The following is a 13,253-nucleotide window of genomic DNA, read 5'->3' on the forward strand; positions in this document are numbered from 1 at the left end:
GGTTCTACTCGTTCCTCAAAGTCTCAGCCGGGTTCGTTCGGGCAGCTCTCACAGTTTGAGAGCCCACGGCCAGCGCAGCAATGCCAAAAACAACCAGAACACCTCCAAACAACTCCAGGAAGCCAAAGGTCGCTTTGTAGGCAAGGTCGTTAAATACTATCTGATTGAAGAAATACCAGGTAGCAGGCACCGCAATAGCGGCAGAAATAAGCAAAAGGAAGATAAATCCTCTGCCAAGCAGGAACACCAGCGCCTGTTCAGATGCACCAAGCACTTTTCTTATGCTAATCTCTTTCAACCTTGTTTCCGTTGTGAACACCACCATTCCCAGCAAACCCAGCGAAGCGATGGAGATAGCAAGAAAAGCCAAAAAGCCAATGATCTTTACCATTACAAGGTACTCCTCATACGATTTCTGAATCCTGTCGTCGTAAAACTCCGCCTCAAAAGGATGGATGGCGTCCAGCTCATCCCATTTACTTTCTATTTTCTCCATTGTGCCGGGAATGTCGGACGATGAAATCAGCGCATTGATCACATAGTATTGATCTGCTTTGTAGCGATAGGCAAATTCTTTGATTGGAGAATCTATTTTACCATAGTGAAAGTCCTTTACCACGCCAACTATCTTCACATCCTTGTCATCTACCTTTAACGTCTCCCCAATAGCATCCAGCGGCTCACCAATATTGAACCGTTTAAGAAGCTTTTCATTCACGATGATCTGACTTTCGGCGGAACTATCAGACTGCGAGATGAAGTTGCGCCCTGCTATAAGCTCCAAACCATGAATTGGGATGTAGTTTTCGTCAATACCATTGTAGTTTATATTGGTAGAATCCAGAGGGTCTTTGTACTTCGCTGTCGTTCCCCAATAACTTCCAACACTTGTAACAAGCGTTGATGCCGACATGTCCGTGATTTCTGGAATTTCAGATAATGCGGTTTTCACTTTTTCGACGTCATTACCTAACAGATCTATATTGAGGATGTTATCCGTTTTATACCCAAGGTCAAAGTTGACGGCGAAATCGTATTGCTTGTAGGCCATGGTAGCACCGATAATAAAAGCAAGAGACAACGTGTACTGAAAAACGATAAGCACCTTACGGAAAGTGACGTTGCCAAACAGCTTCAGAGATGAAACATTTTTCAGCACCTTATGCACGCTGATTCGGGAAAAAAACAGCGCTGGAAAGAATCCTGCTAAAACTCCCGTTACAACTGCCAGCAGCAGAAAGTAAAGGAAAGTCAGTGGGGAAGGGATAAGAGTGATCATTTCACTTATCTCTTCACTAAGGCCTAAAAAGCGGGGCCGAATAGCTGTGTAGTACAGAATAAAAGCAAAGACCAGCGACAGTCCGGAAATAACGACTGCCTCCAGGATGAACTGCCCAAAGACATCCCCTCCGGAAGCACCTATCACTTTGCGAATACCCACTTCTTTGGATCTCCTTAAAGAGCGAGCGATGGACAAGTTGGTATAATTAAAACAAGCCGAAACGAGTACCACAAAAGCTAAAACAGTGATAATCCAAACCATCTTCAATTCAAAAGACGGCCCTATTTGATTGCTCAGGTCCTCGCCAGGCACGATTGCCGACATGGGTTGCAACCACATATTAATAGTAGTATGCTCATCTACTTCATTTTCTTCCGCACTTATCTGATTGAGGCTTGCCTGAAGTGCTTCGATATCCTGGTCTGGCCGTACCACGAGGTAGATGTAATTAGACCACATGTTGTTCCAGCGGGTGAGCCTGGTGGACTCTTCATTTTCCTTTTCTTTAATTTCGTAGGTGGAGTAAGACGCCACTACCGGGGCCCTCAAATGTGAATTTCCAGGCATATCCTCCATCACTCCGGTAACAGTGTAGCTATCCTTGTCGTTGAGCTTGATCAGCTCTCCAACCGGGTCTTTGTCATCGAAAAGCTTTTTTGCCGTGGTCTCATCCAGTACTACTGAATAGGGTTCTTTAAGCACGGTGGCTGCATCACCTTGTTTTAGCTTAAATGAAAACACAGAAAAGAAGGATGGCTCTGCATAAAGCCCCTCAATGGCAATTATTTTGTTATTGTAGGCGGCATCTCCACGGAAGTTTCTGGTTATCAGCACCATTTCTTCAATGCCCGGAATATCACTTTTGATCCGGCTGGCCGCTTGGATAGAGGTAGAGGCGAATTTGCTTTCGTCCTCCTCCAACCGCTGGTAAGTGTTACCCACCCGGTAAATGCGATCGTACTTTTCGTGGAAGGTGTCGAATGAATAAATGTCGGTAAGAAAGGCAATCATGAGCAGCCCGACTGACATACTGATGGCCAGTCCCACCACATTGATGGTGCTGAAAAGCTTATTCCTGGCCATGCTACGGACCGAGGTTTTGAAGTAATTAGATAGTAAGATAAACTGATTCATTCCTTTAAATATTTGAGGTTTTTGCACTGTGTATAGTCTGAAGAATTTGAGCACGTCGATGATGTAAATGAGCCTGGCGTAGGTCAGCCCTTTCGCAGCTACATTCCGCCCGAAGTACTCCAGCAGGTCTCCCTGCAGATCCTCGTAAAGCGAAGGCTTGCAGTACCATTCCAGGAACCGGGTGGCCCAGCGGGGCGGTCTGTCGATACGGGGTGATATGTGGGAACGTTTACTCATTCCGGAGAATTTGGGCGGGATTAGTGCCGGCAGCCTTCATCGTCTGGCTAACTATCATAAGAAAGGCTATCACCAGCACGACAGCCACTCCACCAAAAAGTTCGGTGAACCCGATAGGGGCATGAAAAGCAAATTGGGCCAGCACTACCTGGTCAAAAAACAAATAGGTGACAGGCAGGGCAATAGCCGTTGCAATGCCAAGAAGCCACAAAAAACCACGCCCGAGCAGGTAAATAAGGCTGCCTTCGCCAGCTCCCAGCACTTTTCGAATGCTTATTTCCTTCAGGCGGGTTTCAGTAGCGAATACAACCATGCCAAACAAGCCCATCGAAGCGATGCAAACTGCCAGAAACGCCAGGAACCCAATCACCTTGAGCATCACTGAAAACTGGCTGTAGGCTTGTTCAATCTGTTCATCGTAAAACTTCGCATCCATTGGGTGAACCGGATCTATTTCATCCCAGGCCAATTCCAGCGAAGCTATTGTCGCCGACAGGTCGGTTGTGTTCACCTTAACATTCAAATATCCACCTGGTTGGGATTCATACCGCAGCACTGTCGGCTCAATAGGATCCTCCAGCGTCTCGTAGTGAAAATCCTTGACGACTCCAATAATGGTCAGCCTCTTGCCTTCGATGGTCAGCACTTCACCCACCGCTTCGGCTACGTTATCCTGAGCGATGTTAAAGCGAGCCAACAGCTTTTCATTAACAATGACCTCCGTTTCCGCAGCACTTTGGGCCTTCGCTTCAAAGTTTCTCCCTGCCAGCAGCGTGTGCCGATGCAATGGCAGGTATTGCTCGTTGATTCCGTTTTGCCACACAAAACCGGAATCTTCCTGGTATTTGGCCTGAGTGCCCCAGGTCGAACCAAGCGAGGTGACCATAGCGGATTTCGATATTTGCTCGACTTCCGGCAGCGCCGCCATGCGGGCCTCCACTATTTCAGGCTTATTATTTTGCAACCTGATGTTGACGATATTGCTTGTTGAAAACCCAAGGTCGTACGATAGCATTCCCTTGTATTGGACATACCCGATAAGCGTGGTGGTAATAAAAATGAGTGAAAAGACATACTGAACCACAATAAGGCCTCTTCGCAAACCAAGCCTCTTCGACGAAAGGATGGCAGAGGCTCCCTTCAATACGGCCAGTGACCGGATTTTTGCAAAGAAAATGGCTGGTAGCAAGCCAGCCACAATTCCCGTAACGATAGCAAATGCCGCAAATGCAAGAACGACATTAAAAGAGAGATCGAGCGACACCAAATTCGACAGAAAGCTATGAAGAGAAAGAAACTGCCTTTTGAGCACCAGAAAAATGCCGAACGAAATCACTAAAGCCAGTAGCGAAATCAAAACCGATTCGGTCAGGAATTGGGCCACAACCTGGCCTTTCGAGGCTCCCACCACCTTCCGGATACCTACTTCCTTCGATCGGCGGAGGGCTCTCGCAATAGACAAATTGGTGTAATTAAAACAAGCGGAGATAATTACCACAGCACCAAGTCCGATCAGTATCCAAAGCGCTATGATATTCATGGTTGATCCTGTTTCGTTGGTGTAGTGATGCCCCACAGCGATTTCATCGATTGGCTGGAGGAAAAGATCGATTGTTTTACCTTCCAGCGCCGCATTCTCAGTCTCGCTTATCTTATCAAGCTTTTCTTGTATCGCCGCCAAATCGCTTCCTTCTTTGACGGTCATGTATGTATGGCTCATGTAGATGTTCTCCCAATTGTAGAAGCCGCCATCCATGTCCGGCTCTTCGGCAGCCACCGTAGCAAATGAAGCCAGTGCCTCAAACCTGATATGCGAAAGCTTCGGGATGTCTTCCAACACCCCTGTCACCTGATAACTGGCGGTGTCAAGTTTCACGATTCGCCCCACGACGTCCGTATCATCAAATAGTTTTCTTGCGGTCGTTTCAGTGAGAACAAGGGAATTTACCTCCTTCAGCGCAGTGCCCGGATTCCCTTTCAAAAGCTTGAATGAAAACACATCCATAAATGACTCGTCGGCCCAAAAGCCGCCCACCTGGATCACCTTGTCCGCTACCTGCACGTCTCTGTCAAAGCCCCTCCTCATGATGGTGAGATTTTCTATCTCAGGCACTTCCTCCCGGATATTAACACCCGCCTTAACAGATGTCGTAGCCAGCTCCATCACAGACCCGTTCGAGCGTTGGTCTTTAGCTATAAGCCTGTAGGTTCGATCTTTGTTTTCGTGGAAATTATCATAAGAAAACAGATCCGATACGAACGCAATGATTAACAATCCGACAGACATGCTGACTGCCAGTCCCGCCACATTGATAGTGGTAAACAACCTGTTGCGGGCCATGCTTCGCACCGACGTTTTGACGTAGTTGCCAAAAATGTAAAACTGATTCATCCTTTTTAATGTTTGAGGTTTTTGAACTGTGTAAAGCCTGAAAAATTTCAACACATCAACTATATAAATGAGCTTAGCCCGAACCATCCCTTTGCTCTCCACATTCCTTTCGATGTACTCCAACAAGTCACCTTGCAAGTCTTCAAAAAGGGAAGGCTTGCAATACCACTCCAGCAGGCAGGTAGCCCAGCGGGGTGGCTCAGGCGGCGGCGATATGCTCTGCTTCTTACTCACTCCTTAAAATTTTTACTGGGTTGGTTCGGGCGGCCTTTGTCGTTTGTGTGGCTATTGCCAACAGAGCTATCAACAGGACGAGAAATACGCCTGAAAGAAGCTCCAAAGGCCCTACAGGAGCCTTGTAGATGGTTTCAGACAGGACAACGTGCTCAAAAACCCAGGTGGTGGCAGGCACTGCCAACAAGCTGGCTAAAATCAGCAGCATGACAAACCCCCGGCTCAGCAAATAGAACAGGCTGCCTTCCGTAGCACCCAGCACCTTGCGGATACTGATTTCCTTGAGTCTGGATTCGGTTGTAAAAACCACCATTCCCAACAGCCCCAGTGAAGCAATGGAAAGTGAAATAAAGGCCAGAAACCCAACTACTTTTACCATGGTGAGGTATTCCTGATAGGCTGCTTCTATATGCTGGTCATAAAATTCTGCCTTTAATGGGTGACCTTGGTCAAGCTCATTCCACGTTCTTGAAATTTCGTCCATTGCGGCCAGCAACACTCCGTCTCTCAACTTCACATGCACTACTTTGTAGTTTTGCGGTGTATAACGAAACACAAAGGGCTCCACAGGGCTGTCCAACATGCCGTAGTGAAAGTCTTCCACAACACCTAAAACTGACTCTTTTACACCATTGAAATACACGATCTTACCTATTGCCTCTTCGGGACTTCCAATACCCAATCGTTCGATAAACTTTTCATTGACAATAACTCCGGCTGATTTTACGTCTGCTGCCATGTGGTGAAAGTTGTTTCCAGCCAATAGCTTATGATCAAGCAGAGGTATATAATTTTCATCTATTGAATTGAAATTGAAGTAGGCGGAATCGGTGAGGTACCTGGCTCGGGTGTACCAGTAATAGCCAGTGCTCAGTACCGAAAATGATTGAGCGATGTCCTCGACTTCTTTGACTTGCCTAAGTTTTTCAATGACTACTTCTGGATTATTTTGCTGCAGATCTATGTTCAATACGTTTTTTGTATCATACCCCAAGTCAAAATTGACCGAATAGTGAAACTGCTTATAAGCAATACCGGCAGCAGTGATAAACGCCAACGAAAAAGCGTATTGTAAAACGATGAGGGTTCTGCGAAGACCAAGCCCTTTCACCGGACGACTCATTAGTCTGCCGCTAAGCTGCAGCGATCGCATTTTGGAAAAGGCAAGAGCAGGAAGAAAGCCAGCAACAAGGCCTACCACGACTGAAAAAAACAGAAACCACCCGAATGCCGGTAGCGAAATATTGAGTTTGAGTAATCCTCCTGCAAACTCCTCAAGCTGCAAAAACTCGCCTCTTATCACCCAATACAGAGGGAGAGAAATGAGTAGCGATAGCATCGAAACCAGTACAGCCTCCAAAACAAACTGGCTGAAAATGTGCCCGGGCTGTGCCCCCACCACTTTCCTGATACCAACTTCCTTTGACCTCCTGAGCGACCTGGCAATAGAGAGGTTCGTATAGTTAAAACAAGCAGATAAAAGGATCACAAAAGCAAGACTCGACAGTATCCATACTACTTTTACGTCGAGTGAAGGGCCCCGCCAGTTGATAAGTGCCGGGCCAGGCACGATGTCGGTGAAGGCTTGCGCTGCCGCAGTAACGGTGGTACCTGCATCTTCAGATGCTTCGTTTTCTTCTTTGCTTATTCTTTCGAGGTTGCTGTCCAGCACTGTCCTGGCATTGCTTTGGTCGAGTAGTACATAAACGTTGTCGGACATCATGTCTGCCCAGTCCCGGCTGACAGCATCAGAGCCGGATTTCTGGTAGGTGCTGTAGGAAACCAGCAGGTCAAACTGCAAATGAGAATTGTGCGGGATATCCTGCATCACCCCGGTGACTGTATACTCAACATTGTCGCCAGCGCTGGCGGATCGACCAGTACTTTCAAAGGAAATGGTTTTGCCGACTGGGTCAGCACTTCCAAATAGCTTTTTGGCACTGCTCTCAGTCAGCACCACTGCATTGGGTGCATAGAGCGCTGTTAGTGGATTGCCACGCTTCAGTTCAAAAGAGAAAACTTCAAAAAATTGCTCAGACGCCCAAAAGCCTGCAACGGTAACCATACGGTCGTCGACACCGACATCTCCTCTCAGGCCGCCATTCAGCACTACCACTTTCTCCACACCCGGCACCTCGCCTCGCACCCTTTCTGCGGCAACCATCGACGCCGTAGCAAAGTCTCTCGCCCCCCCGTTGCTTGTCTGTCTTTTCGAAATGATTCTGTAAATACGGCTCTTATTGGTATGAAAGCTGTCGACCTGGCCAATTTCGTACAAAAGCGAGATAAGAAGTAAGCCAACCGACATGCTCACAGCAAGGCCCACCACATTGATGGTGGTGAACAATTTGTTGCGGGCCATGCTCCGCACCGAAGTTTTAAAGTAGTTACCGAACATATAAAGCTGCTTCATCCTTTTGAATATTTGAGGTTTTTGAACTGTGTACGACCTAAAAAACTTAAGCACATCCATCACGTAAATGAGCTTCGCCCTGACCGCTCCCTTTTTCTCCACATTTCGTTCGAAGTATTCCACCAAATCACCCTGCAGGTCTTCGTAAAGAGAAGGTTTGCAGTACCATTCGAGCAGTCTGGAGGCCCAACGGGGTGGCTGAGCACGGTTTGTCGATTTGGTCTTGCTTATCATTCTGTTCTTAGGCTTTCAACAGGGTTTCTAAGTGCAACTGCCAGCGTCTGAATCATCACAGCCAGCATCGCCAGACAGAGCACTCCTGCTCCTGCGGCGATGAATATCCATAGGTTCGAAAGCAAGGCTATGCGATAAGCAAAGCTATCGAGCCATTTACTCATAAAAACTGCACTGAGTGGCAAAGCGACAATTTCAGACAGCGTCACCACTGCAAGAATGCTTCTGGCTATGAGTGTCAGAATAGAAACTGGTGAAGCACCCAGCACCTTTCTGATACCAATTTCTTTGGTTCGTGTTCTCACGGCATAGGAAGTGAGTCCCAGGAGCCCCAGCAAAGCGATGAAAATGGCTATGAAGGTCATCAAACTCACCATTTTACCAAACCTCTCGTCGGCCTTGTACAGCTGGTCGTACTGCTGGTCAAGAAAGTAGTACTCAAATAACCGCTCCGGGAAGGCCTCTTCCCAGGCTGCTCTGACACCGGCAACAGCTTCTTCGGGCTGGCTGTCAGGGGCAATTCGCACGTACGTGTTGCGGAGAAATTCCTCTTTCTCCATGAAAATGATGGGCTCTATGGCTTCATGAAGCGAACTAAAATGGAAGTCCTTTACCACACCTACAATACGGTCAAGCGTATGGCTGCCAGGCAAAATCAACGTTTCGCCTATTGGTTGCTGAAGTCCAAGTAATCTGGCGGCCGTTTCGTTGATGATCACCGGACTTACCGAGTCAGGTAGCGAAGGATGCTCCCAGCGTTCGACAACTTCAATACCAGCAGCTTTGAAATAGCTATCATCTATATAGGCGAGCTTATGCCCTATTTCCTGTCCGGTAGATGCAGAAGTAGTGCGGCCACTCCAAAAATTTCCGGCAAGCTTTCCAGAGGAGCTTCCAGCCTCCTCCACAAAAGGCTGCTGAAGGAGAAGATGTTTCAGGTTCTTTCTTCTGGCTTCGTCAATGCATTCTGGCAATACAATTACCTGGCTTTCCGAAATGCCAAGATCCTTATTCCTTATGTAGGTGATTTGGGCATGAGTAACAGCTGTGGCGATTACCAGCCCGATAGAGACCACGAACTGAATGGCAACAAGAGACTGCCGCAAACCAACACTGCTTTTGCTGTTCGAAGCAACTGTGCCTTTCAGTGCGCTGACAGGCTTAAACGCACTCAAAAAGAATGCAGGATACATGCCAGCCAATGCTCCTATAAAAATCACTCCAGCGAAAATGAGAAGCCACCCTTCAATAGTCATTACGTTGGTTATCTCAAAGTTTTTGTCAACCAGGGCATTGAACGAGGGCATCAGCAGCCACACAAAAACGATTGCAAGTACAAATGAAATGCAAGCCAGCAACACCGATTCGAAAATGAATTGGTAGACTAATTCACTTTTGGAAGCCCCGTTCACTTTCCTTATGCCAACTTCTTTGGCCCTTCCCAGTGCTCTGGCTGTAGCCATATTTACGTAGTTGATACAAGCAACTATCATGATGACAAATGCTAGTGCCCCCAGAAGAAAAATAACCCGGTAGCTACTGTTTCCGGCCATTTCGCTCTGCAGCGACGAATACAAATGAATGTCGCTTATGGATTGCGTAAAAAAATGTCCTTTTAGCTCCTTTCTGTGACTTTTGACCACGGATCCTATTTTGGCTTCGAATGCTTCGGCTGACACTTCCTTGTGCAACTTTACATAGGTGTAGAAGCTTCTGTTTCTCCAGTTGTTAGCCTCATCGTCAGCAAAATCACTCCACATGGTTCCTCTGATCGGCCGGAACATAGTAAACTGCAAATGCGAATTGGACGGCAAGTCTTCCACCACAGCCGAAACTGTCAGCGTCTTGATGCCCATCATCCAGTTGTCTTCAAGCTGGAGAGTTTTCCCCATACAATCTGTAGTGCCAAAGTACCTGTTGGCTGATGATTCGGTGAGGACTGCCGAATGTGGGTCGTGCAAAGCAGTCACTGCGCTGCCATGGATAAAGTTGAAATTTAGCACGTCAAACAAGCTGCTATCAGCCCGGCACATGCCCAGCTCGTAAAAGCTCTTTCCATCGACCTGAACCAGGTTCCGGCCACCTGTGGAAGGCATTAGCCTCACCATTTGCTGTATTTCCGGGAGACTCTCTTTCAACAGAAGAGCCAGACCAGGAGGGGTAGTTGCCTCAAGAGTAGAAATACCGGCTTCACTCACTGACTCCGAGCTTACTCTGAATATTCTCTCACTATCAGCATGAAAACGATCATAACTCACCTCATGCGACACATAAAAGACGATGAACAAAGCGGATGTGAGCCCGAGCGCCAAACCTGCGATATTGATGGAAGTATAGGACTTGCTTCGTGACATCGACCGCAGCGCTATTTTCAAGTAACTCTGTATCATAATGAGTCGATTTGATGTTACAAAAAGCTGTCGGCGGCGAACCGTATACAGCCTGAAAAACTTCAGCACGTCTATTATATAAATAAGCTTTGCATAACCCGTCCCCCGTTTGTGCAAATTGCGCTCGAAGTACTCAAACAGATCACCCTGGAGGTCTTCGTAAAGCGAAGGCTTGCAGTACCATTCCAGCAGCTTTGAGGCCCAGCGGGGAGGCAGAATATTTTTCATTAAATCCCTTTAAATACTACGTCTGGGATCATGCTCCAAAGCTGATCACGCTGCTCCCTGGCTTTAAGCAAAGTAGCCTTGCCGCCACTGGTAATTGTGTAGAAGCGTTTTCTTCTACCTCCCCGCACATTGGTTGCTTCGCCCAGTCCGCTTTTCACGTAGCCTTTCTCCTCCAGTCTGTTGAGGACAGCGTGCACCACTCCCAGCTTCACCTCCCTACCAGTGTGTTTGGTAAGTTCGTCGCAAACCGCCACGCTGTAGGCCTCCTCCATCAGGGCCGCTATCGTGAGCAAAACGAGTTCTTCAAATTCTCCTAAGTTGGTACCCTTCATCTGTCAATATTTCATTTATTCATTAAATGTATGTAAAATTATTTTAATATATTCATTGTTTGTATGTAAAATATTGAATGGCTGGTCATTTCCTTGTTTGTATTTATGTTTTATATTTGTATAATAGAAATATAAAAGATAGCTAAGATGGCAACATTCACCAGTACACTTCCAGATGAACTATTAAAAATACTTGCAGAAAAGGCCAAAGCGCTGTCACAGCCGAAGAACAGACTGATTGAGAATGCACTTAGGTTGTACCTCGAACATCTTGAAAAAGCAGAATACATCAAGTCGTACAAACAGGCAGCAACAGACAACGAGATACTCTCTATTGCCGAAGAAGGAATGGCTGACTACTTAAGAGAACTGGAGAAATGAGACAAGGTGAAATCTGGAATGCCAATCTGGATCCGGTGAAAGGGAGTGAACAGGCAGGCTACCGTCCGGTGGTAATAATAAGCGGTAATCTACTAAATACTCATCTTCCAATCGCTCTTGTGATTCCCCTCACCTCAAAAATCAAAAGCTATAAAGGAAACCCGATATTAGTACCCGATGACAAAAATGGATTAAAGTCGATCTCAGAAATGCTGATCTTTCACATCAGATCGATTTCAAAAGACCGACTTATTGAAAAACTCGGAGAGATTGATCAATCTACTGTTCAGGAATCAGTTAAAACTCTCAACGATATTTTGAAGTACTGACCATTACATTCCTTTTTTCTTGACTGGGTTGGGCTGTTTGGGCGATTTGAAAATCCCGGCATTCAGTTCATATCCAACAGACCCAGGTGTAATGTGCAGGTAGTTGATTGGATAGGCTGGCTCCTTCCGGATAACAAGTTCCACCTTCCCCTTTTTCACCACATTGGTTTCCACGAAATTTTTATTGTTGGTTGTTTCTACCAGCCCATTGCTGCCGTAGTAGCCCATATAGTGTTGGTTATCTACCATAACACAATCGGTGAACTTATAAGCGGGGCTGGAGTCACCGGGCCGAACCCACACATAATTGCCGCCTGCAATTACATTGTTTTTAAAAGTAAAATTCGCAACAGGCCCCATCCATACTGCACTTTCATTGGCCCCGTAAATGATACTATTTGTCACTGAGAAGTCTTCAACCGAACGGAAAAGCAGAATGGCATTGCGGCAGTTGTAGAACACACAATGGTCGATCTGGGTCTTTGGCCCCTGGGCCCAAATAGCGCCCTGAATCTGCGAGCTGTGCACTTCAGATACAAAATAACATTGTGACACTTCCATATCACCTAAAGACTCATCCTCTTTTGAAATGGGGTAATAGTAAGTCACATCTGGGTGGGCGCTTCCCAGAAACTTCAAGCCACAAATGGTGACATGGCTTGTTGCCACCAGCAGACCTGTGGAATGTACAAACTGAGTGCTGGAGTTATTGCTGGAAATGGATTGAATAACCGGCATTTTTGCTGGCGCCCAGTCTGGATCGTCGGGCATGGTTACTGCCTCCAATGTAAGACGAACAGTGTCGCTCAATATTCGCAAGGGATGGATGGCTACCTTGTCCTTGAGAGAGTACAAACCCGGAAAAAGCTTAATGGTAATCGGGCCACTACCTGTAAGCTCATTGGCTATGGCCACCGCCTTTTCCAGTGAGGCATAGGGAGCAGACTCCGAGCCGTCCGCTGCATCACTGCCGGTATCGGGTTTAACATACAATGTCTGAGCCAATGCGGCACTTGCTCGTAAGAGTAGAGAAAGAGATAGGGTAAAGAGTAATTTTTTCATCGCTTTGATTTTTTCTTTTTGCGATGCAAGTAGTAGTGACGATATCCCTTTCGCCATTCAAGCGCTGTTCAAGTTCCTGCAAGAGCGTCACAATACTGTTCAAAGCTGCTCAAGCCAGACCCTTGCCTTGACAAAGAAAAAGCCTTGAGTAAATTCAAGGCCTGTATTCAATCAAAAGCTGTTACTAACGATAAAATTTTACGTCAGGAAATTTTATTTACCTTTCTTTCAAGAGCGGAGAGTCTTTCTTCCAAATCGTAGTAGTTAGACTCGATGAACTCGTAAAACTCGTAGTTGCGCTTATTCAAATCTTCAAAGCCCTGTTGCAAAAGCTTGATGCTGGCATCTATTTGTTTTTTGTGCCGTTCGAGCTCCCTTTTGAATTCACTACGATCCATAATGACTTTATTTATGAACCTGAGTTCGATTTTAAAAAGCGGCTAATTGGCTTGTTTTGACGGGTTGATATTTGATTGCGGGCTTTTTGGGGAAGAAGGAGTAGGCAATCAATCCTGAAATAAGGTTGGTGATGAAGTTTTCGAAAGACCTATGTCTGGAATGTTCGACTTGACAGATGTTCTTGAGTTCATCGTTTACAGTTTCTA

10 protein-coding genes are annotated in these 13,253 nt (G+C 46.5%); 2 read left to right on the forward strand and 8 right to left on the reverse strand.

What is annotated here, in order from left to right:
- Positions 1–4 precede the first annotated feature (4 nt).
- Genes GC130_RS13550 through GC130_RS13570 form a run of 5 tightly spaced genes read right to left on the reverse strand, consistent with a single transcriptional unit; the run spans position 5 to position 10,876 of the window.
- Positions 5–2,653 (reverse strand): ABC transporter permease, encoded by a 2,649-nt coding sequence (locus GC130_RS13550; protein WP_151998859.1) that lies wholly within the window; start codon positions 2,651–2,653, stop codon positions 5–7.
- Positions 2,646–5,279: an ABC transporter permease gene (locus GC130_RS13555; RefSeq protein WP_226940473.1), complete on the reverse strand. Its 2,634-nt coding sequence runs from the start codon at positions 5,277–5,279 to the stop codon at positions 2,646–2,648. Before GC130_RS13555 ends, GC130_RS13550 begins: the two co-directional genes overlap by 8 nt.
- Positions 5,272–7,926: an ABC transporter permease gene (locus GC130_RS13560; protein ID WP_151998860.1), complete on the reverse strand. Its 2,655-nt coding sequence runs from the start codon at positions 7,924–7,926 to the stop codon at positions 5,272–5,274. The genes GC130_RS13555 and GC130_RS13560 overlap by 8 nt, the downstream gene beginning before the upstream one ends.
- Positions 7,923–10,544: an ABC transporter permease gene (locus GC130_RS13565; protein WP_151998861.1), complete on the reverse strand. Its 2,622-nt coding sequence runs from the start codon at positions 10,542–10,544 to the stop codon at positions 7,923–7,925. Before GC130_RS13565 ends, GC130_RS13560 begins: the two co-directional genes overlap by 4 nt.
- Entirely contained in the window at positions 10,544–10,876 is a 333-nt protein-coding gene (locus GC130_RS13570; RefSeq protein WP_151998862.1) for a PadR family transcriptional regulator, read from the reverse strand. The genes GC130_RS13565 and GC130_RS13570 overlap by 1 nt, the downstream gene beginning before the upstream one ends.
- A 147-nt stretch (positions 10,877–11,023) precedes the next feature.
- Here GC130_RS13570 and GC130_RS13575 point away from each other — a divergent pair, with 147 nt between their 5' ends.
- Positions 11,024–11,257, forward strand: coding sequence for a ribbon-helix-helix protein, CopG family (locus GC130_RS13575; RefSeq protein ID WP_151998863.1), 234 nt, complete (start codon positions 11,024–11,026; stop codon positions 11,255–11,257).
- Complete coding sequence (locus GC130_RS13580) at positions 11,254–11,586, forward strand: type II toxin-antitoxin system PemK/MazF family toxin (protein WP_151998864.1); 333 nt, start codon at positions 11,254–11,256, stop codon at positions 11,584–11,586. The genes GC130_RS13575 and GC130_RS13580 overlap by 4 nt, the downstream gene beginning before the upstream one ends.
- 3 nt (positions 11,587–11,589) lie before the next feature.
- Here the strand turns inward: GC130_RS13580 and GC130_RS13585 are convergent, their stop codons facing one another.
- The 3 genes from GC130_RS13585 to GC130_RS13595 all read right to left on the reverse strand — a co-directional run.
- Positions 11,590–12,648 (reverse strand): right-handed parallel beta-helix repeat-containing protein, encoded by a 1,059-nt coding sequence (locus GC130_RS13585; RefSeq protein WP_151998865.1) that lies wholly within the window; start codon positions 12,646–12,648, stop codon positions 11,590–11,592.
- Positions 12,649–12,851: 203 nt separating this feature from the next.
- Entirely contained in the window at positions 12,852–13,046 is a 195-nt protein-coding gene (locus GC130_RS13590) for a hypothetical protein (RefSeq protein ID WP_151998866.1), read from the reverse strand.
- Positions 13,047–13,077: 31 nt separating this feature from the next.
- On the reverse strand, positions 13,078–13,253 hold a 176-nt coding region (locus GC130_RS13595; protein WP_304599205.1), incomplete at its 5' end, for a transposase.

The organism is Imperialibacter sp. EC-SDR9 (genome assembly GCF_902498805.1).
In the GTDB taxonomy this organism is placed as follows: domain Bacteria; phylum Bacteroidota; class Bacteroidia; order Cytophagales; family Cyclobacteriaceae; genus Imperialibacter.

Excerpts from the sequence above, each read along its gene's own strand:
- GC130_RS13550 (WP_151998859.1), bottom strand. The coding sequence starts at position 2,653 with ATGAGTAAACGTTCCCACATATCACCCCGTATCGACAGACCGCCCCGC.
- GC130_RS13560 (WP_151998860.1), bottom strand. The coding sequence starts at position 7,926 with ATGATAAGCAAGACCAAATCGACAAACCGTGCTCAGCCACCCCGTTGG.
- GC130_RS13565 (WP_151998861.1), bottom strand. The coding sequence starts at position 10,544 with ATGAAAAATATTCTGCCTCCCCGCTGGGCCTCAAAGCTGCTGGAATGG.
- GC130_RS13570 (WP_151998862.1), bottom strand. The coding sequence starts at position 10,876 with ATGAAGGGTACCAACTTAGGAGAATTTGAAGAACTCGTTTTGCTCACG.
- GC130_RS13575 (WP_151998863.1), top strand. The coding sequence starts at position 11,024 with ATGGCAACATTCACCAGTACACTTCCAGATGAACTATTAAAAATACTT.
- GC130_RS13580 (WP_151998864.1), top strand. The coding sequence starts at position 11,254 with ATGAGACAAGGTGAAATCTGGAATGCCAATCTGGATCCGGTGAAAGGG.
- GC130_RS13585 (WP_151998865.1), bottom strand. The coding sequence starts at position 12,648 with ATGAAAAAATTACTCTTTACCCTATCTCTTTCTCTACTCTTACGAGCA.
- GC130_RS13590 (WP_151998866.1), bottom strand. The coding sequence starts at position 13,046 with ATGGATCGTAGTGAATTCAAAAGGGAGCTCGAACGGCACAAAAAACAA.